General features: G+C 42.9%; 14 protein-coding genes. 13 read left to right on the top strand and 1 reads right to left on the bottom strand.

Annotated elements, in window-relative coordinates; genetic code table 11:
• Positions 1 to 73 precede the first annotated feature (73 nt).
• Positions 74 to 934, bottom strand: coding sequence for a MurR/RpiR family transcriptional regulator (locus tag AX762_RS03715; protein ID WP_071847818.1), 861 nt, complete (start codon positions 932 to 934; stop codon positions 74 to 76).
• A gap of 146 nt (positions 935 to 1,080) precedes the next feature.
• Between AX762_RS03715 and gnd the strand changes: the two genes are divergently transcribed.
• The 13 genes from gnd to AX762_RS12720 all read left to right on the top strand — a co-directional run bounded on the left by gnd (position 1,081) and on the right by AX762_RS12720 (position 20,885).
• Positions 1,081 to 1,980 (top strand): phosphogluconate dehydrogenase (NAD(+)-dependent, decarboxylating), encoded by a 900-nt coding sequence (gnd, locus tag AX762_RS03710; protein WP_071847817.1) that lies wholly within the window; start codon positions 1,081 to 1,083, stop codon positions 1,978 to 1,980.
• 31 nt (positions 1,981 to 2,011) lie between these two features.
• Positions 2,012 to 3,355: a GntP family permease gene (locus AX762_RS03705; protein ID WP_071847816.1), complete on the top strand. Its 1,344-nt coding sequence runs from the start codon at positions 2,012 to 2,014 to the stop codon at positions 3,353 to 3,355.
• A gap of 83 nt (positions 3,356 to 3,438) precedes the next feature.
• Positions 3,439 to 4,971 carry a gluconokinase gene (gene gntK, locus AX762_RS03700; RefSeq protein ID WP_071847815.1) on the top strand — a complete coding sequence of 511 codons (1,533 nt, stop codon included), beginning with the start codon at positions 3,439 to 3,441 and terminating at the stop codon, positions 4,969 to 4,971.
• Positions 4,972 to 5,408: 437 nt separating this feature from the next.
• Positions 5,409 to 6,335 (top strand): phosphotransferase family protein, encoded by a 927-nt coding sequence (locus AX762_RS03695; protein ID WP_071847814.1) that lies wholly within the window; start codon positions 5,409 to 5,411, stop codon positions 6,333 to 6,335.
• A 66-nt stretch (positions 6,336 to 6,401) separates the two neighbouring features.
• Positions 6,402 to 7,277 carry a YihY/virulence factor BrkB family protein gene (locus tag AX762_RS03690; RefSeq protein ID WP_071847813.1) on the top strand — a complete coding sequence of 292 codons (876 nt, stop codon included), beginning with the start codon at positions 6,402 to 6,404 and terminating at the stop codon, positions 7,275 to 7,277.
• 295 nt (positions 7,278 to 7,572) lie between these two features.
• Positions 7,573 to 8,208, top strand: a complete 636-nt coding sequence (locus tag AX762_RS03685; RefSeq protein WP_071847812.1) for a YesL family protein — start codon at positions 7,573 to 7,575, stop codon at positions 8,206 to 8,208.
• A gap of 73 nt (positions 8,209 to 8,281) precedes the next feature.
• Positions 8,282 to 9,286 carry a LacI family DNA-binding transcriptional regulator gene (locus AX762_RS03680; RefSeq protein ID WP_071847811.1) on the top strand — a complete coding sequence of 335 codons (1,005 nt, stop codon included), beginning with the start codon at positions 8,282 to 8,284 and terminating at the stop codon, positions 9,284 to 9,286.
• A gap of 367 nt (positions 9,287 to 9,653) precedes the next feature.
• Complete coding sequence (locus AX762_RS03675; RefSeq protein WP_071847810.1) at positions 9,654 to 11,000, top strand: ABC transporter substrate-binding protein; 1,347 nt, start codon at positions 9,654 to 9,656, stop codon at positions 10,998 to 11,000.
• Positions 11,001 to 11,081: 81 nt separating this feature from the next.
• Positions 11,082 to 11,996, top strand: coding sequence for a carbohydrate ABC transporter permease (locus AX762_RS03670; protein ID WP_071847809.1), 915 nt, complete (start codon positions 11,082 to 11,084; stop codon positions 11,994 to 11,996).
• A 2-nt stretch (positions 11,997 to 11,998) separates the two neighbouring features.
• Entirely contained in the window at positions 11,999 to 12,826 is an 828-nt protein-coding gene (locus AX762_RS03665; RefSeq protein ID WP_071847808.1) for a carbohydrate ABC transporter permease, read from the top strand.
• A 177-nt stretch (positions 12,827 to 13,003) separates the two neighbouring features.
• Positions 13,004 to 14,341 carry a glycoside hydrolase family 30 beta sandwich domain-containing protein gene (locus tag AX762_RS03660; RefSeq protein WP_071847832.1) on the top strand — a complete coding sequence of 446 codons (1,338 nt, stop codon included), beginning with the start codon at positions 13,004 to 13,006 and terminating at the stop codon, positions 14,339 to 14,341.
• A 14-nt stretch (positions 14,342 to 14,355) separates the two neighbouring features.
• Positions 14,356 to 17,493, top strand: coding sequence for a hypothetical protein (locus AX762_RS03655; RefSeq protein ID WP_071847807.1), 3,138 nt, complete (start codon positions 14,356 to 14,358; stop codon positions 17,491 to 17,493).
• 488 nt (positions 17,494 to 17,981) lie between these two features.
• Complete coding sequence (locus AX762_RS12720; RefSeq protein WP_177244028.1) at positions 17,982 to 20,885, top strand: family 16 glycosylhydrolase; 2,904 nt, start codon at positions 17,982 to 17,984, stop codon at positions 20,883 to 20,885.
• The last annotated feature ends 66 nt before the right edge of the window (positions 20,886 to 20,951 follow it).

Genomic DNA, 20,951 nt, shown 5'->3' with positions numbered 1-20,951 from the left:
TCTTTCCTTTAAAAATTCACAAAAAAAAGGATCGAATATTGGCGGATTCGATCCTTTTTGTCTGCACAGGAAACTACAGTCGCTTTTTTTGTATGGCTCTACGGACATACTTCAATGATTCCTTACCTTTGTCTTCCAGCGCCATCATGACGTTGACATAAAGAGCGTCCAGTATGCTCAGTTGTGCAATTCGGGAAGCCAATGACTCGGAACGGAAGTCCGTTTCTTCCGACAACGTATACAAGGAAATATCAGCGCCCTGACTGAGTGGCGACTGAGTAAATCCTGTGATGCAAATGGTGGAGACGTTTTGCTCATCGACTGTTTCCAGGATCTCCAGGATATCTTTGGAGTGACCCGTATGAGAAATCAGAATGGCGACATCGCCTTCCTTTAACTGCGAAGCCGAAATCAGCTGCATGTGGGAGTCCGTTTGGGCACTCACAGTAAGACCAGTTCGAATGAATTTATGGTAGCCGTCCATGGCAATGATGTTGGAGCCGCCGAAACCGTATAACTCAATTTTATTTGCATGCAGAATGATATCGACGGCACCGGCGAAATCTTTATCATCGATGACTTCCAGAGTATCCTGAAGAGTCTTGATGTTCGAATGAAAAACTTTTTCTAATATGGTCTTTTCATCATCGCTTTTTGATACCTTTTCGTGGATATCTTTCATTACATAAGTCGATTCCGTTGCCAGTGAAATTTTAAGATCCTGGAAGCCTTTATAGCCAAGCTTTTTACAAAAACGAAAGACGGTTGAATCTGCCAAGTTCAATTCTTCAGCGACTTCGTTGATCGTGCCATGAATGATTTTCTCCGGATGGTCTAGAATGAAATCGGCCAGGAGTCGTTCTTTATCACTTAATGTGGCATGTAAAGCACGGATGCGCATCTGTGTGTTTTTATTTTGAAAAGTCTGATTCATCAGCTCACCTCATAGAATGTTGTTGTTTTTTTCATTATAAAGTAAAAAGAAATAAAAAGAAATATTTTTCCGTAAAACGCTTGCAAAGAATAAAATTCTTTTGTATAATAAAAACATAGAAAAATATTTCGTAAAGGGGAATGGAAATGAAATTAGCGATTTGTGGACTGGGAAAAATGGGTATGAACTTAGCTTTGAATCTGATGGAAAACAACCATGAAGTAATCGCATTTGATATAGATGCTGATTTGGTGAAGGAAGCCAACGAGAATGGCGCCACGGGAGTGAGTACGCTCGAAAAGGTCGTCAATAACTTTTCGGAAAGAAAAATAATCTGGATGATGGTACCGTCCGGAGATATCACGGAAAATCTTTTGAACGAGGTGACGCCACTTTTATCTGATGGGGACATCATTCTTGACGGAGGAAATTCACACTACAAAGACACCATGAGAAGACACGGAACACTCAAGGGAAAAGGCATCCATTACGTTGATGTCGGCACAAGTGGAGGAATAGAAGGTGCGCGGCACGGAGCTTGTACAATGGTCGGCGGAGACAAAGAAGTCGTCGAACAGATCGAACAAATATTCAAGGATATTTCGGTCGATAAAGGATACTTATATACAGGTCAAAGTGGCAGTGGTCACTTCCTCAAGATGGTCCACAACGGCGTGGAGTATGGCATGATGCAGGCCATCGGTGAAGGCTTCGATATCCTGGAAAAAAGTGCCTTCGACTACAATCATGAAGAAGTAGCGAGAGTATGGAACAATGGCTCCGTTATTCGTTCATGGCTGATAGAATTGATGGAAGATGCCTTTTCCGAAGATCCGAAACTGGATGACATAAAAGGGATCGTTCATGCGTCGGGTGAAGGAAGATGGACAGTGGAAACGGCGATGGAACTGGAAGTATCTGCTCCGGTCATTGCCTTGTCACTGATGATGCGTAATCGATCCTTGGAGTCTGATACATTTACTGGAAAAGTGGTGGCGTCCTTACGTAATCAGTTTGGTGGCCACGCAGTTGAGTTGAATGATTAATATAAATTTACTTAAATTGGAGGAATAAATAATGGATGGAACAATGTTGATTTTAATCGCGGTGTTAGGAATTGCGGTATTATTATTCTTAGTTATTACAACAAAATTACATGCGTTTGTTGCGTTGCTGTTAACGAGTTTACTGGTTGGTGTTGCTACGGGAATGCCGTTGAGCACCGTTATCGATACGGTCATAAGCGGGATGGGCGGCACGCTTGGGTTTGTCGCAATCGTTGTGGGTCTTGGAGCCATGTTCGGTAAAATGCTGGAAGTTTCCGGCGGGGTCGAACGTCTCGCAAGTAGCCTGCTGAATAAATTTGGTGAAGACAAAGCTCAGTGGGCTTTAGGTATAGCCGGATTCCTGGTAGCTATTCCAGTATTCTTTGATGTCGGCTTTATCATTTTAGTTCCGATCGTATACGGCTTGCAGAGAAAAACAGGCCGTTCACTTCTTTATTACGGGATTCCACTGCTGGCAGGACTGGCAGTTACGCACTCTTATATCCCACCAACACCGGGTCCAATAGCGGTGGCCGATTTAGTCGGCGCAGATCTAGGCTGGGTCATCTTATTCGGTTTCATTGCAGGGATTCCATCCATGATACTTGCAGGACCTGTATTCGGGAAATATATTTCGAAAAAAATAGATGTCGGTATTCCTGAATATATGAACATTGAAGACAAAGAGTGGGACAAAGAATTACCAAGTTTCGCTATGGTAGCGTCCATCATTCTTTTACCCTTAGCACTGATTCTATTAAACACACTGTCGACCGTTGTTTTGGCAGAAGGAAATCTAGTCCGCAGTATCACAACATTTGTCGGTCATCCGATCGTTGCCTTACTGATTGCGACCATGGTTACTTTCACCATGTTAGGAACAAAAAGAGGTTACTCACGTAAAGATGTACAGGGCATAGCAACTAAAGCTTTGGAACCAGTCGGAATCATTATCCTGGTTACCGGTGCCGGTGGCGTATTCAAACAGGTACTTATCGATTCAGGCGTGGCAGACGTTTTAGGTAATCAAATGGCTGACTCACCGCTACCACCGATCCTTTTGGCTTTCGCTATTGCTGCTGTCATAAGAATTGCGCAAGGTTCAGCGACCGTAGCTATGGTTACTGCAGCCGGTTTAATGGCTCCAGTACTACCGATCATGGGAGTAGAAGGACCTGGATTGGCATTGATCGTTATTGCCATCGCGGGTGGCGCAACAGCCTTCTCTCACGTGAATGATTCCGGATTCTGGTTAGTATCCCGATACTTCGGTTTAGATGAAAAAGACACACTGAAAAGCTGGACCGTCATGGAAACCATCATTGGCTTCACTGGTTTAGGCATGGCGATGCTGCTGGGAATCTTCTTTATATAAAAATGAATGAATAAATAAAATCTGAGAAGCTTCTGTTGCAGAAGCTTCTTTCTTATTAAACGAGTACTGAAAGGAGTAATGAAATGAAACACTATTCTATCGGAGCGGATATCGGAACCACGAGCACGAAAGCCGTGCTGTTTTCTGACACAGGAGAAATCATTTATCAAGCGACAGTCGAATACCCATTGCTGACACCGGAACCAAAAATCGCGGAACAAGACCCGGATGAAATACTGGAGGCGGTCATTACTGCTATTGAGAGAGTGATGAAAAATTCAGGCGTGGACAAAGAAAAGATCAGTGTCCTTTCCTTCAGCGCGGCTATGCATAGCTTGATTGCCGTAGATGAAGAAGGAAAACCGCTGACAGCATCGATCACCTGGGCCGATCAGCGAGCCGAACCGTATGCGCAACAGTTGAAAAATTCCAACGGAAAATCACTGTATGAAAAAACTGGGACTCCGATTCATCCGATGTCTCCATTGACCAAGCTGATGTGGTTAAAAGAGGAAGAACCGGATATATTCCATAAAGCAAGTCGGTTTATAGGCATCAAAGAGTATGTCTTTTACCATTTCTTCAAGAAGTATGTGGTGGATCATTCCATTGCTTCCGCCACCGGACTGTTCAATATATACAAACTGGACTGGGACACAGAGGCGCTTGAAACGGCCGGCATAACGAAAGATAAATTATCGGCCCTCGTTCCGACAACCGAAGTGATCTCGAATATAGACGAAGAACTGGCAGAGCGAATGGGAATTCATCCTGATATGAAAATCGTCATCGGTGCCAATGACGGCTGTTTAGCTAATCTCGGCGTAAATGCGATCGAAAAAGGCGTCGTTGCCGTCACGATCGGTACCAGTGGAGCCATTCGAACCGTGACTGATAAGCCCGCAACCGATCCTAAAGGACGCATATTCTGTTACGCCCTGACCGAAAACCACTGGGTCATCGGGGGACCGGTCAATAACGGGGGCATGATCTTACGCTGGCTGAGAGATGAATTATGCCAGGAAGAAGTGGCAGAAGCCAAAGAAAAAGGCGTCGATCCATATGAAATCATGACCGAAAAAATCGCAGAGGTACGTGCCGGTGCAAACGGCCTGCTGTTCCATCCATACCTGTCAGGCGAACGGGCTCCTTCATGGAACGCCAATGCGAGAGGCTCTTTCTACGGCCTGGCTATCCATCACAAAAGGGAGCACATGATGCGTGCCGTTTTGGAAGGCATCAATATGAACCTTTACATGGTGCTGTTGGCGCTGGAAGAAGTGATCGGCATACCTGAAAGGATCCATGCCACTGGCGGATTTGCCAAGTCAAGTGTCTGGAGACAGATGATGGCGAATATCTTCAATCAGGAAGTGCATATCCCGCAAACGGTGGAGGGCGCGTGTCTTGGAGCCGCAGTACTTGGACGGTTTGCCATTGGAGAGATCGATGATTTGACGGAAGTGAAACATATGGTCGAAACAAAAGAAATCAGCGTTCCTGAGAAAGAAGAAGTGGCCGTTTATGAAGAACTGATGCCGCTTTACATTCGCTTGAGCCGTTTGTTCGAACAAGAATATGAAGCGATCACCGAATTCCAGCAGCGTTACAAGTAATAGGCTGCAACCACAATAAAAGCTGTTAAACTAAAAAAATGCACTGAACTATCCGCACACGCAATCTGACAGCGGGTAATCCAGTGTATTTTTTTCGATTTTTATTAACTGTAGCTCACTCGCCAAAGTATGTTTTTAGAAATCCTAAAGAAAACGGCCATCATTGATCTTAGTGAAGATTGTTTCACTTAAGTTAAATAAGATATGTTAAACTGAGGATACGATGACTCATCTGTCAGCAATAAGAACTCTAACAGAAAAGCACCGCCGAACCTTTTTTAAATGCGACAAACGTGATAGGGTGAACGGCACTGGAAACTAAAAGTCACTTGATGAAACTGAAACTAATGAACCGAACCAAATTAAAATGAACTGAACGATCAGACGATAAATAGTCTGATCGTTTATCGTCTGTATGATTTAAGGAGGGACACGTCATGAAACTTTCTAACCAGACATCAAACTGGCTCGAACGAGATTTGAAATGCAAACTCATAAACGTTAAACCACTGTTGGGTGGCACCTCGAGTCGGTTGTGGCTACTGACGGCTCACCAAGGCGGTGAAATCATTCAGATCGCTTTGAGAGAATATACTGACTTGGAGTGGCTGGCTGTGGAGCCTGAAATCGCCGAACAAGAGGCGAGGAATCTGCTTTCTGCCAGACACTTATCGTTTGCTGTACCGGTATTATTAGCAGCGGATCCGTATGCGTTCAAGACCACACACCCAACCGTTGCGATGAGTTACGTTGCGGGTGATGTCGTGCTGGATCCAGCCGATCGATCGAACTGGATAGAAAAATTAGCTGAAACATTGGCACAATTACACACAAATGAAATCGATGTGCCGTATGAGTATATTCGTTACTTCGATCCGGAAACCAAAGTCAAAGCGGTCTGGTCAACGTGTCCTGACTTATGGAAGCAGGCTTTCGACTATTTAAACCAGAAGAAACAGCCGGAAATCAACCCCATCTTTATTCACCGTGATTTCCATCCGACGAACGTCTTGTTCAAAGACTCGAATATCAGTGGGGTCGTCGATTGGTCAAACGCATGTATGGGACCGAGAGAGGTCGACGTGGCACATTGCCGGTGGAACCTTACGATGCTGTACGGCTTGAACGTTGCAGATGAATTTCTAGAAGCGTATCTAAAATACAGTACACTCCAGAAGTACGACCCATACTGGGACTTGGAAGCATTAGGGAATGTCTATACCGAAGAGCCGCCTGCAGTTTATGCGGGATGGAAAACCTTTGGAAAGACAAACATAACGGCAGCACTCATGCGTGAGCGAATGGATACTTTTCTAGTGCAGGCTTTAGAAAAAATCAAGAATGATCCAAAGAAAATCCAATAACTATAAACCAAGTTATAAAGCTTTTAACCCGTTTGTGAACGAGTGTGAAGCAAGAAGGGAACAAACATGTTTAGTTTTAATGAAATCAAGAAACGTATTCCAAAAATGGAATGGGTCATGGAAATCAGTACGCGTGTACGTGAAGGAGAAATCTGGCAGCATTCAACGTTTGTCACTTATTATGTCTTGCTCACACTCTTTCCATTGATCGTCGGCATAATCAATGTCCTGCAACAATTCAATCAGGAAATAACCGGACTGTCATGGTTCGTTTACCGAATCGCACCGGAGCCGCTGGCCGAACAAATAATCGAAGATATGCTCCGGATTTATGAAAGTTCCAACGTCGGGATACTGATCGTCGCGGGCGTTTCAACAATGTGGACCGTCAGTTGGACGATGGCGGCCATTTTAATGGGTCTCAATAAAGCCTATGGGGTGAAGAATCGCAACAACATCGTGATTCTCCGTATACTGGCTTTTTTCTTGACTCTGGTCTTTGCGGCCTGGATAACGTTCGTCGTCTATTCCATTCAGTCATTCAGCACGACGACAGCCGGACGTTGGATGCTGTTCATTCCACTCGTTTTCATAACATTTTGCCTGCTGTATTATCTGGTGCCAAATGTAAAGCAGCCGTTTAAAGCCGTCATACCAGGCGGGCTCTTTTCAACTGGCGCTCTACTTATCGGCATTATCGGTTATCGTCTGTTCATTTATCAGCTCCCCGATGATTCCACTTTCTTTACACTGACGGGCAGCTTCATGGTCATGTTGGCCATCCTTCAGAAATTGTCACTGGCGATTCTGGCCGGTGGAACAGTCAATGCGACCATCACGCGGATGACAACTGGCGATGTGGTTGCGAAAGGAGATACCAGTAAATTCCTGAAATTTTTACGTCACATAGGTATCGGTAAATGGGTGGGGTTAGATCGTTAGTTTGTTTAGAGATAACGAAATGTGAATATTTTTTTTACAATTAACTGCTTTAAAAAAATCTGAAGGAGATTTTTTTCATGTGTTAAAGGGGTTTAATGATTATTGAGACGAATCGGAACCAACCTTTAAGAAAGTAAACGATTTCAGGAAATCGAAATAGAATGTTGCACTTTTTTTATATAACCAGTAAAATAACTATTAAATCCACTGATGACTTCAAGAACGGTTAGTGATTGTTGAACACAACGCATAAAATAACCGAAGCAGGCATTAGAAAATAGAAAGAAGTGATTCAATGGAAGAAGCAAACGTCGGGTCCCTAGATATGATTATGAAAGCTTTGGACTGGCTGGTCACACTAGCGTATCTAAATTTGTTGTGGTTAGGCTTTTCTTTATTGGGATTAATTGTCTTCGGGATCGGTCCAGCTACATTCGCTGTGCATTCGATCGTGAAAAAGAAACTCAAACAAGGAGACTTGTCCCATGTCTTTACGAAGTTTAAAAATGAATTCAAAAAATACTCCAAAGACGGAAATATTTATTTCGGGCTTGTCACTGCGGCCAGTTTATTTATTTATGTAGACATAAGAGTCATTCAAGCATTACCGCAGAATAGTTTCATCCAAATGGCTGTATTACCGGCACTCATCATCTTAAGCGCTTTAGTCTTGATCGTTGCCACATTCACCATAGGGATCTATTTAGAGTTCAATCATTCGTTGCAAAAAAGCATCAAAGACGGTTTTTGGCTCGCACTTATCTCTCCTGTGGCAGCCCTTGTCATGGTCCATGCATTCTTAGTGGGATTCCTTATATATGCTTATGTGCCGGCACTCATGCTCTTTTATTCGTTGTCGTTTTACGCTTTTATCACACAATGGGTGATGTCAAAAACGTTCAAGAGAATTAAAAAGAAGAAATGTTTGTAATATACTGTTGACATCGATTTCATAGTACGATATAGTGCGCATGTAAAGCGCTTTCGATTGGAGAAGTTTAACTATGGTAACGATTTATGATATCGCTGACCATACAGGTTACTCTATAGCGACGGTTTCCAAAGCCTTGAACAATAAAAAGGTGAGTGAGAAAGCGAGACGAAAGATATTGGACGCAGTTGAAGAACTGCATTACACACCAAATTCTTCAGCTCGAACCTTAGCAACGAATAAATCCTGGATGATCGGTGTAGTATTTGGAGAAAATCTTGGAAGTGGTATTGCCCATCCATTTTTCGGTCAAGTTATTGAAGGATTCAAAAAACACGCTGAATTGTATAATTACGATTTGCTTTTCGTTTCAAGACATATGGGTCTTCAGCAAGAAACCTATAAACACTTGAGTCACCGAGGCGTTGACGGGGTCGTTATTGTCCAGTCGCACGGGGAAGACGAAATCAAAAAATTGGATCACATGATACCAACAGTTTATATCGACAGACCGACCAACGAATCGGGAACGGTTTACAGCGACAACCAATCTGGAAGTCGTCTAGCGGTCAACCACTTAGTTGAAAACGGTCACACTAAAATCGCTCATATTATGGGTAATCAAACAACGTTCCCTGGCATTGAACGCGCAACAGGGTTCAAGAAAGCAATGCACGAACACGGGTTACCTGTGAGAGAAGAATATTTAGTTGACGGTGGGTTTTACTCGCAAGCCGGCGGTAGAGAAGCAATGATTCGCCTATTATCTTTAAAAGATAAACCAACAGCCGTTTATGTTGGCGGAGATGAAATGGCCATTGCAGCAATGAAAGTCACGAAAGAATCAGGACTTAAAGTTCCGGAAGATATATCATTTATCGGTTTCGATGATATCAAAATAGCGCAGCACGTTGAGCCAGCGTTAACCACGATTCGTCAAGACAAAGAATTGATCGGTCAGCAAGCTGCTATCATATTACTCGATAAAATTGCCGCCAAAGATACAACTCGAATTGTTAACAAAAAAATGATACCTGTAACCTTGATAAAAAGAGAGTCAGTCAAACGTCTTGCTTAAGTAGGGTATCGTTTTATAAAATTTAGTTAAGCGCTTAAGGAAAGCTGGAGAAGGGTTTAAAAGAAATAAAGGGGGAAAGTGATAGAATATAAGAGTTGTTAACGATAACATCTGTGTTTTTAGTCCATTAATCACCAAGTTTTTATTTAAGACCACGGTTAAGCGCTTAAGGTTAGCTGGTTTTATAAATCAACTGATAACGCTCTAATAATAACACTCATAGTGGGTAACATTTGTTGTTGAGTTAGCACTCATATTTACCATTTTTACAAAGAACAAAACACTTATCAGTGTCTAATGGTAAGTTGTTGCAGATACTTATATCAGTCAGTTCAAAAATAAGCAACCCTACAATAGGAGGAAAATAATGAAAAATTCATGGAAATTAGCTACTTTATTATGTGGAGCAGTTCTATTAACAGCTTGTGGTTCAGATGATAACGGAGATACAGCTGAAACCGGCGATACAGACAGCGACAGCGGTGAAGTTGATTTAGTCATCAACTCATTTACAGAAGAATTACAATACCCAATCGATGTATTTGAAGAAAGACACGGCGTGAATATCGACTTACAAATCATCCCTGGTGAAAACTACGTAGATACATTACGTCCGGCTCTTGAATCAGGCAGTGGTGCACCAGACATCTTTACAGCTGAAATCATATACTTACTTGACTGGGTAGAACAAGACTACTGGGCAGACTTAGGTGAATTTGGCGTTGAAGATTGGTCAACTGATTATCCTGAATATGCTTGGGAATTAGGACGTGACCAAGAAGGAACAATGAAAGCTTTAACATGGCAAGTAACACCAGGCGGAATCTTCTACCGTAGAAGCATCGCTAAAGAAGTATTTGGAACAGACGATCCAGATGCAATGGCAGAACAGTTCTCTACAATGGAAGGTTTAATGGAAGCCGGCGAACAATTGAAACAAGCTGGATACCGTTTATTCCCGGATGAAGAATCTGTTTCTGGTTCACCATTCACAATGGGTAGTAACCCACAACCTTGGGTAGATGAAGATGAAAACTTAACGATGACAGACGAACGTATGTCTTACTTCGACTACGCAAAAGAATTAAGAGACAATGAATATACAGCTTTAGCACCAGTTTGGTCACCAGCATGGTACGCATCATTTAACGAACCAATCACATACAACGCTGGTTGGGATGAGATGGAAGAAGATTCAGATGGCATGACAGAAGTATTTGGTGTTTCACTTCCATCATGGGGATTACCTCACGTTCTTAAAATAGATGCAACTGAAACTGCAGGCGACTGGGCAGTTACAAGTGGTCCATCATCATACTTCGGTGGCGGAACATGGATCGGTGTTTATGAAGGATCAGAAAACAAAGACTTGGCATTCGAGTTTATCCAAATGTTAGTTAACGATGAAGAGTTCCTGACAGAATGGGTCGAGGAAACTGGCGATGTATTAAGCTACACACCTGTAATGGACAAAATTTCTGAAGGTTATGAAGATGAATACCTAGGCGGACAAAACCATTATGACTACTTCTTAGCAGAAGCAGAAAACATTGATGCAAGTAATGTTACGCGTTACGATCAGCGTTTAGACCAAATGTTTGGTTCAGCTGTTGGGGCATATGTTGAAGGTGACTTAAGTAAAGAAGAAGCACTTGATTCATTCTACGCTGAAGTACAAAACGCATACCCACAAATCAATGTAAATCAAGACTAGTAAAATCACATAGGGGGTCAGCTAATCAAATTAGCGCCCCCCTATATTTTTTATAGGTCTTATAGAAAGGAAAAGAAGACTATGACTAAAAATAATAATCGGGCTTATTTCTTCATCGCTCCATTCGTTATCGTGTTTCTATCATTTAATATTTACCCTATTTTACTTACGTTTTACTACTCCCTAACGAACTATACGGGGATGGGTGGAATCGATAATGCTGATTTTATTGGCCTTGATAACTACAGAAGACTGACTCAAGATGATTTCTTCTTCCAGGCATTCTTTAATACTCTTAAAATTTGGGGAGCAAACTTTGCTATTCAAATTGCCATTGCTATGGGACTGGCATTGCTTTTTTCTGATTTACGCTTGAAATTAAGAGGCTTGAATACATTTAGAGCTCTTTTCTTCCTGCCGAATATCATTACCATTGCATCTGTAGCATTACTTTTCAGTATTTTACTGGACTGGAACTATGGTTCATTGAACCAAATGTTACTTAACTTAGGCTTGATCAGTCGCCCAATTAACTGGCTTAATAACCCAGTCTATGCACAAGGATGGGTCGCTTTGATCGGTGCGTGGATGTGGTTTGGAAATACGTTCATCATTTTGATGGCTGGTATTTCCGGTATTCCAAAAGATTTTTACGAAGCAGCTTTCATTGATGGAGCTAACTGGTGGGATTCTTTCACTAAAATCACACTGCCTCAATTGAAACCTATTTTACTTTATGTGTTCATCACATCTATTATTGGTGGATTACAAATGTTTGACTTACCATTACTATTAACAGATGGTAGAGGAGCACCAAGAGGCGCGTTGAATACAATGGTTATATACCTTTATAATCAAGGTTTCAGTTATGCCAACTTCGGATATTCCGCAACGATTGCTTACGGACTCTTTATTATCACTATTATCTTTTCAGTAATTACCTTTAAAACAATATACCGCAGCCAAGTGAAAGTTAAGAATGGAGGGAAAAAATAATCATGAAAAATTTGAAAATAGCACGAGGCGTGATTTATTTTTTCCTTGTTTTGTTAGTCATCATCTGTTTCATCCCTTTTTACATGATGATTGTCAATGCTACACGTTCTAACTCTGAAATCTTAAGAGGCTTTTCACTTGTACCAAGTAGCTATTTAATGGAAAACTACGCAACACTCGATAGTTATATCAGTATCTGGGTCGGCTTTAGAAACAGTTTGGTCATTGCACTTGCTGTAACGATTTTAAACTCGTATTTCTCAGCTTTAACAGCCTTTGCATTGGTTGTGTATCAATTTAGAGGCAAGAACGTTATTTTCGTCACGTTTATCATCATGATGATGGTTCCGGGACAGCTTGGATTGATCGGTTTGTACGACCTGGCAAGCACATTCGGCATGCTGGATACTTACTGGCCTTTGATCATTCCGGCAATTGCAGCACCGTTTACCGTTTTCTTCTTTAGACAATACTTGATTACATCAATGCCAATGTCTATTTTAGAATCCGGTCGAATGGACGGCGCCGGTGAAACTTACATGTTCCACCGATTAGTCGTACCGATTTTAAGTCCGGCGATCGCAACAATGGGAATCTTTACGTTTATCGGTTCATGGAATAACTTCCTGTTCCCATTAGTTATCATTCGTTCGCCAAGACTGTACACGTTACCAATCATGATTAGACAATTACAAGGATCACCTGTTGCGCAAAACTTAGGTGCAATTTACTTAGGTATTGCTATTTCGGTGGTACCTATCATGATTGCGTTCATGTTCTTATCTAAATACATCATCTCAAGTATCTCTGCAGGTGCGGTAAAAGGATAAGCTTGGACATCAAAAGTACTATCATCTATGTGTTTTGTAGAGTATAGTGCTTTTTTTGTGAAAAATTTGAACAAAAAGTGATGATTTCACAGCTCTAATCACTATATGTATACTCTAAATAAAACAAAAAAGTAATGATTTTTACACTCAACTACAACATGGAGGATGATGAAAAAGATGACGAAACGTACCGTGACAGCTGTTCAATCTGTGAAAGCAGACAACAGTTTCTGGCAACCTGTTTCTATAAAAACTTCAAAAAATCAAGCGTCCAACAAGCAATTGACGGTTGACTCAAACAAAACATATCAAACATGGATGGGTTTTGGCGGCGCTTTGACTGAGGCCGCAACCTATACACTTGATCAATTACCAAAAGACCAGAAAGAAAGTGTTCTACAAGCGTATTATGATCAGAAAGATGGCTTAGGCTACACACTTGGGCGTTTACACATCGCCAGCTGTGACTTTTCTTTAGGACATTACGACTACATTGAAGAAAACGACGAAACACTGGAAACTTTCTCACTGGATCATGAAGAAAAATGGGTCCTGCCGACACTTCGTCGCGCCCAGGAAATCGCCGGTCAACCGTTGACACTCGTTGCATCACCGTGGAGTCCCTCTGCATGGATGAAAACGAACGGCGAACGTAACCATGGCGGCAAGCTTAAAAAAGAATACTACACCCTTTGGGCAAAGTTCATCGCCCGTTACTTGAAAGAAATGCAGGCAAAAGGATTCGACATTGAAGCCATCACCGTTCAAAATGAACCTGCCGCAACGCAAGTATGGGACTCGTGTGAATATACCGCCGAAGAAGAAGCCGAGATGGTCAAAGAGCTGTCGCGCGTCTTCAAGGAAGAAAGCCTGGACGTCAACATCATCATCTGGGATCACAACCGCGATCTGATGTTCGAACGTGCGGACACGGTCTTGAAAGATGACGCAGCCAACAAAGCGGTCTGGGGCATCGGGAACCACTGGTATGTGTCAGAAGACTTTGAAGAACTGTCAAAAGTTCACGACAAGTATCCGGACAAGCATCTGATTTTCACTGAAGGCTGTATCGAAGGCGGCGTACAATTAGGCGCTTGGCACACCGGAGAACGTTATGCCAGAAATATCATGGGTGACATGAACAACTGGCTGGAAGGTTTCCTGGACTGGAACATCGTCTTGAATGAACAGGGCGGACCAAACCACGTCGGTAACTTCTGTGATGCACCGATCATTGCAGATACAAAAGAAAAAGTTGCGCATTACAATAGTTCGTATTATTTCATCGGTCATTTGAGCAAGTTCATCAGACCGGGTGCGAAACGCGTGCACACCGAATTGAACGGTGACGATTTATCTGTCGTCGCTTTCCAAAACGCAGACGGATCGGTTGCAACCGTCCTTTTAAACGAAACAGAAGAAGCGTCAGATTTAACCGTAACACTAGATAATGAAGCAGTTACTGTTCATATACCCCAGCACAGCATCACAACTGTCGTATCTGAACAGGCATAGAAAGGTTGACAAACGTGTATAAATTATTAGAAGACGGACGCTTCCAGATTCAAGATTTCCAACAGGCAAGTCCGTTTGCCAGTTTCTTACCCGGGATCTCCGGAACAGACGGCATTCCTCTCTGGGCATTTTATGTCAATAGAGGACAGGGAATGGCCAGTTTTGGCGTCGGAAACAAAGACAACGCCATGCTAGAGTTCCTGCCGGCAAACAAGGCTTATCAGTATATTGGCACACAGGGTTTCCGTACTTTTTTAAAAGGAACGCGTTCGGGAGAAACTGGTCCAAATGAATCGTTCCAGTACGAACCGTTCAACAAAGAAAGTGACGGCATTACCGATGACATGATCATTTCAGACAATCACCTGGAACTGACCCATTCACATAAACACTTAGGGATAGAAATAAAAGTGGTTTACTATACCTTACCGCATCAAGCGATCCCTGGTCTTATCCGTGAAGTGAAAATAACCAACATGCAAGATGGACCGTTGTCACTCGAAGGCCTGGATGGCTTGGCAAGCATGTTCCCGGCGCACGTTGACGACGCGGGTTACAAATCGATTTCCAACACATTCAAAAGCTGGTTTGATGCTGCGGTCGAAAATGACACGTTTGCTTATTACTTCCTGCGTGGGAGTACCGCCGATGATGCCAAAGTGGATCAGAATGATGAAGGGAATTTCTACGCCTCTTTACTTGATGCCAACAATAAAGCAGCCTTTGTCTCACCGATATTTGACCGTGACGTGGTCTTCAAGAACGACTTGACGCTGCAAAATCCAAAAGGGTTTTATAACGAAGCGGAATTCGACACGTCAAATCAGATCGGAACCAACAAAGTGAGTTGTGCGTTTACGCCATTCGCAGTTGAGTTAAAAGGACAAGCATCCATGACCTTGACTAGTGTGTTCGGTCAAACGTCAGACAGAAAACAGGCAGCCGAATTTTTGGAATCACACATTTCAGTAGACAAACTGGCTGCATACAAAGCGTCCGCATTTGGACTGGCCAAAGAATTTACCGACCGTGTGGAAACCAAAACGGCCAATAAAGCCTTTGATGCTTATGTGAAACAGAACTACCTGGATAACGGTATCCGCGGCGGCTTCCCGGTCGTCTTTGAAAACGATCAGGCTAAACAAGTCTTCTACTTGTACTCACGTAAACACGGCGATCTGGAACGCGATTATAACTTCTTCTCCATCTCGCCAGAGTATTACTCACAAGGAAACGGTAATTACCGTGACATGAATCAGAACAGACGACTGGACACGTTCTTTGAACCTAAAGTGGCGGACCGTAACCTGCGTCAGTTCATGAGCCTGATCCAACTGGACGGCTACAACCCGCTTTCAATCAAAACAGTGAAGTATACACTGGAAAACAGAGACTTTGATTTCAAACAGTATGGTTTCACAACCGAGCAAGTCGACGCCTGGCTGGAAAAATCAGCAGACGGCTTCACGCCCGGCAGCTTGAAAAAATTTGTGGAAACTGAAAATATTCAGTTGGCTAAAGCGTTTGAAGCGTTCCTGACAGATGTCTTGAGTGCCAGCAAAGAATCACTGGAAGCCGAACACGGGGAAGGATTCTGGAGCGATCACTGGACTTATAACCTCGACTTGGTCGACAGTTATCTGGCCATTTATCCGGATAAGGCAGACGAAGCCTTCTTCGGCGGAGGATACCGCTTCTTCAACAGTCCTGCGTCAGTCCGTCCACTGAGTGACAAACTGAAACAAGGCAAGTTAGGCTGGCGTCAGTACGATGCCGTTAAAATTGATAAGAAGAAAAAAACAGCGCACGCCAAAGGTGAACGCTTATGGATCGAGTCTGAAGAAACCGGCAAACCTATAGAAACCAGCTTGTTCAGCAAATTGATCCTGCTCGCCGCAAATAAAATCTCTACATTAGCGCCTTATGGTTTAGGTGTAGAAATGGAAGGTGGCAAACCCGGCTGGAATGATGCCATGAACGGCTTACCAGGCATGTTTGGTGCCGGAACATCTGAACTGTTTGAACTCAAACGTCTGGCGGCTCTTTTAACTAAAGTCGAAAACAAACAAAGCATTGCCTTGCCGACACAAGCAGCTGAATTCCTGCTTCGTTTAAGAGACGTGCTGAGAAACAACGACACATTGGATATGGACGCCTGGAAAGCACTGACCAGTGTGCGTGAAACATACCGCGAATCAATCGTGGGAGAGGACACGTATAAGTTAGTCACTGTCACTAAAGACGTGGTGACTGAGATCATCGACTCGTTTGAAGAAGTCATGACAAAAGCCGTAAAGAACGTGGAAGCGCTGGATACAGAGCTTGTCCCGACCTACATCTATTTTGAAGCAACCGTCGAAGGCGAAGAAATCGTTGAGATGAAACCACATCCAGTCACACCGTTTTTGGAAGGCATCGTCAAGAAGATGAAAATCTCCGGCGACACCAAAGAAGCGCGTGACCTTTACGGTAAAGTGAAAGCCAGTGACTTGCACGACAAAAAACTGGGCATGTATAAAACCAGTGCGAGCATCAAAGATGAACCGATTGAACTGGGTCGGGCCAAATTTTTCACCCCCGGCTGGTTGGAAAACGAATCCGTCTTCCTGCATATGGCCTACAAATACTTGCTTGAACTAGTCAAAGTAGGCCTGTACGATGAATTCTTTGAAGAGATCAAAACCGGACTCGTCGTCTTCAATGATCCGAAAGTCTACGGACGAAGCATCATCGAAAACTCATCCTTTATTGCCAGCAGTGCCAATCCGGACGAAAGCCTTCATGGCAAAGGGTTTGTAGCGAGACTGAGCGGGTCAACAATTGAATTTTTAAATATGTGGGTAGAAATGTTTATCGGTAAAACACCCTTCATGATGACGGATAATTTGACCTTTAAACTGAACCCAGTACTGCCAGCGGACTTCTTTTCTGATGGGAAAGTAGAATTTTCGCTCTTTAGTGACATTGCCGTCACGTATATAAATAACACATCTAAATCAACGTTTGGAGATGATGGCGTTAAACCCGTGTCATACACAGTGACATTGAAATCCGGTGAAAGAGAAACCTTTGATGAAAAGGGCGTTACCGGAGCATGGGCAGAAAAAATCAGAAACAAAGAAGTGGAAACAATCACTGTTGCACTGAACTAAACGTTAACTTAAGAAGTGACAGGGGATCAGGTAGAAACCCCTGAAGAATACGGCTAATCTAGAGAAGTTTTGGACTAATCCCCCAAAACTTCTGAAGGAAACATGCTAATCTTAAGAAGTTTCATACTAAAAGGTCTTTACTTCTGAAGTAGACAACGAATGGGCAAAAAAAATTCACTAAAAGAATGCAAGAAGAATGCAAGAATGAAACGTCTCCGCTGCCGGAGACGTACAATTGATAAAGATCTTAAGACAGTAAGGCATACGTGCAGGCGTATGGTCGATATAGAGTGTATAAAATGAACAGAGAAGTAACTTACTAGCCATTATTGACTAGTTGCTCAAGCCTGACACCGCATGAAAAAAGAGAAAGGAGCCCATTGCGCAGTATGCTCATTCAGAGCATCCTTTCTCTTTTTTTACGGGTGTCAAACCGGGCTTGACTTACTTTTATCTATAAAAAAATAAAACAAAAGCGGAGGAAACAAATGAAGAACAGGAAAAGAGTCGCCGTTATATGTGGGTTATTGTTGATGGGTCCGGCAGTTTTAAGTCAAATGCAAAATGAAGACGCTGTCATGGCAGTCGAAGAAGAACAAGAAAACGTATTCCAGAACGGTAATTTCAGTCTAGGAACTGACAACTGGGAAATATGGAATGGTGAAGGCGGCGAAGCAACCTTTGCAATCGTCGACGATCAGGCTCAGGTAACTGTGCAAAAAATCGCCGGGATACACCCCGACTGGGATATTCCGATCAGTTGGTCAACACAATTATCTCAAGAAGGCATAGCAGTCGAAGCCAATCAGCGGTATCAGTTATCGTTTGATGCAAAATCAACGGTAGCACGTCCGATAGTTGTGGAATACACCGATTTACTTGGCAATCTTCAAGCAGACTTTTTTGTAACAGAAGAAATGCAAACGTTTACGAATGAGTTTGAAACAATTCAGGCCGCAACCGCACATTTCAAATACTTGCTCGGAAACGTGCAGGTTGACGGACAGTCCACACCTAAAGAAGAACACACATTAACATTCGATAATGTTTTACTGAAATCATTGGGTGAAGTCGAACCTGATACAGGTGAAAGAGACTGGCAGTTGACCTGGAGTGATGAATTCGACGGCGAAATTCTGGACCTCGCAAAATGGCGGATCGATGAAGGAAATGGATTCATGAGTGGAGACGAATGGGTCAGCGGTTGGGGCAACAATGAAAAGCAATATTATCATGAAGATAACGTGACGGTCGGAGACGGCAAGCTTGTTCTTGAAGCAAGAGAAGAACAGGTGACGGATGAGCACGGTACTTACGATTACACATCCGGGAAAATCATATCTGATGGACTTTTCAGTCAAACTTATGGTCGTTTTGAAGCGAGCATGAAATTGCCTGGAGGACAAGGCTACTGGCCGGCTTTCTGGATGATGCCGCAGGATGACACATATGGTGGCTGGGCTGCATCCGGCGAAATCGATATCATGGAAAACCGCGGATCAGAAACAGATTTAGTTGGCGGAGCGATCCACTACGGAGGGCAATGGCCTCTAAATACCTACAGTGCCGGAGAATATGATTTTGTAGGAGAAAATAGAACCACTGATTTCAATACGTACAGTGTCGAATGGGAACCGGATGAAATCAGATGGTTCGTGAATGATGAATTATACTATAAAACAAGCGAATGGCACACTGAAAACGGCATTTATCCAGCACCGTTCAACCAGGAATTCTTTATGATCATGAACCTGGCAGTCGGTGGCTGGTATGGTGGTGAACCGGACGCAACAACAGAATTCCCGGGTCAAATCGAAGTGGATTATGTCAGAGTTTACGAAGATGCCAATGCTGACTATGACAAATCACCAACACCTAAAGACCCTGATGTAGAGGAAGAGCCAGAACCAGATGACGGTTTGGATCGTACCCCGGTAAACTGGCAGGCAGTCGGCGACAACTTGATCGTGGACGGAAGCTTTGATGATACAACGACTTTCGGCGATCCTGACAACATCGAAACTTGGAACGTGTTCAACTTAGCCGATTCCGATCCAAATGGCGGCAAAGCAGCGTTCTCAGTTGTGGATAACGTATTAAACGCTGATATACAGCAAGTCGGCTGGAACTGGTGGCAGATTCAATTATTCCAAGACTTAGCTTTGACTGAAGGCACATATAAACTAGCCTTTGATATGAGCTCGATACAAGCAAGAGATATGCGCGTTGAACTTGTTGATTCAGGCGAAGGCATTCAAACATTTGCAGTGAATGACAATGAAGAAACGCAAGAATTTGTTTTCCATGTGGGAGCAGACGGTTCGAGCAGACTGTTATTCGGATTCGGACGCGAGCACACTGAAGCAGAACCAGCTGTCCCTTACTCGATGACGCTGGACAACGTGACACTGACGGCGGCAGAACCTGTTGCAGAAGTACCCGTTGAACCAACACCTGAAGAAGGTGGCGAATGGGTCTATATTGGTGATAACTTGATCCAAGACGGCACATTCGAACAAACAAATGAATTTGGTGATGCAGGTAACCCATCAACCTGGAACCTTCATAACCAAGGCGACTATGAAGAATGGGCAGGTTTGGCAGAATTTTCAGTGATCGATGAAGTACTGAACGCTGAAATCAATCAAGTCGGCTGGGATTGGTGGCAGATCCAGTTATTCCAGAATGTCAACGTGCCAAGCGGTACCTACAAATTATCATTCGACATGGCATCTGAAAGCGAAAGAAATGTACGCGTTGATTTGAAAGATTCAGGCTTGGATATCATGGACTTCTCTATCAATGACGAGATGAAAACCTATGAAGCCATTGTAGAAATCGAAAACGATGCAGACTTACAACTCTTATTCGGACTCGGCAGACTTCCCGCTGAAGCTGAATTAGACGTTCCTTATAGCATAACACTGGATAACGTCAGCTTAAGAGAAATTGAGTTCGTTGTAGATGAAGAGCCAGTTGAAGAAGAACCAGCGGATGAAGAAGAAAAAGAAGCTAAAGAAGAACTGAAAGATGAAGAAAAAGAAGCTAAACAAGAATTGAAAGACGAAGAGAAAAAAGCTAAAGAAGAACTGAAAGACGAAGAGAAAAAAGCCAAACGAGAACTGAAAGACGAAGAAAAAGAAGCTAAAGAAGAACTGAAAGACAAAGAGAAAGAAGCTAAAGAAGAACTGAAAGACGAAGAAAAAGAAGCTAAAGAAGAACTGAAAGACGAAGAGAAAAAAGCCAGACAAGAACTGAAAGAAAAAAAAGTTAAAGATGATGCTAAAAGTGAGAAATTACCAAAAACAGCTACAGCAGCCTGGACAGTTGGCGCGCTCGGCTTAACGGGTATCACAAGTGGTGCAGGCATTAAATTCTTCAAAAGAAAATAATAATTAAGAAAAAAGATAGCAGATAACAGATTCTGAATAAACAAAAGCTCTTTTTAAGCGCACAGA

Source organism: Alkalibacterium sp. 20 (genome assembly GCF_001885615.1).
GTDB lineage: Bacteria > Bacillota > Bacilli > Lactobacillales > Carnobacteriaceae_A > Alkalibacterium.
This window is presented reverse-complemented; position numbering and strand designations above follow the sequence as displayed.

Excerpts from the sequence above, each read along its gene's own strand:
- AX762_RS03665 (WP_071847808.1), top strand. The coding sequence starts at position 11,999 with ATGAAAAATTTGAAAATAGCACGAGGCGTGATTTATTTTTTCCTTGTT.
- AX762_RS03660 (WP_071847832.1), top strand. The coding sequence starts at position 13,004 with ATGACGAAACGTACCGTGACAGCTGTTCAATCTGTGAAAGCAGACAAC.
- gntK (WP_071847815.1), top strand. The coding sequence starts at position 3,439 with ATGAAACACTATTCTATCGGAGCGGATATCGGAACCACGAGCACGAAA.
- gnd (WP_071847817.1), top strand. The coding sequence starts at position 1,081 with ATGAAATTAGCGATTTGTGGACTGGGAAAAATGGGTATGAACTTAGCT.
- AX762_RS03695 (WP_071847814.1), top strand. The coding sequence starts at position 5,409 with ATGAAACTTTCTAACCAGACATCAAACTGGCTCGAACGAGATTTGAAA.
- AX762_RS03685 (WP_071847812.1), top strand. The coding sequence starts at position 7,573 with ATGGAAGAAGCAAACGTCGGGTCCCTAGATATGATTATGAAAGCTTTG.
- AX762_RS03705 (WP_071847816.1), top strand. The coding sequence starts at position 2,012 with ATGGATGGAACAATGTTGATTTTAATCGCGGTGTTAGGAATTGCGGTA.
- AX762_RS03670 (WP_071847809.1), top strand. The coding sequence starts at position 11,082 with ATGACTAAAAATAATAATCGGGCTTATTTCTTCATCGCTCCATTCGTT.
- AX762_RS03715 (WP_071847818.1), bottom strand. The coding sequence starts at position 934 with ATGAATCAGACTTTTCAAAATAAAAACACACAGATGCGCATCCGTGCT.
- AX762_RS03680 (WP_071847811.1), top strand. The coding sequence starts at position 8,282 with ATGGTAACGATTTATGATATCGCTGACCATACAGGTTACTCTATAGCG.
- AX762_RS03675 (WP_071847810.1), top strand. The coding sequence starts at position 9,654 with ATGAAAAATTCATGGAAATTAGCTACTTTATTATGTGGAGCAGTTCTA.
- AX762_RS03690 (WP_071847813.1), top strand. The coding sequence starts at position 6,402 with ATGTTTAGTTTTAATGAAATCAAGAAACGTATTCCAAAAATGGAATGG.
- AX762_RS12720 (WP_177244028.1), top strand. The coding sequence starts at position 17,982 with ATGAAGAACAGGAAAAGAGTCGCCGTTATATGTGGGTTATTGTTGATG.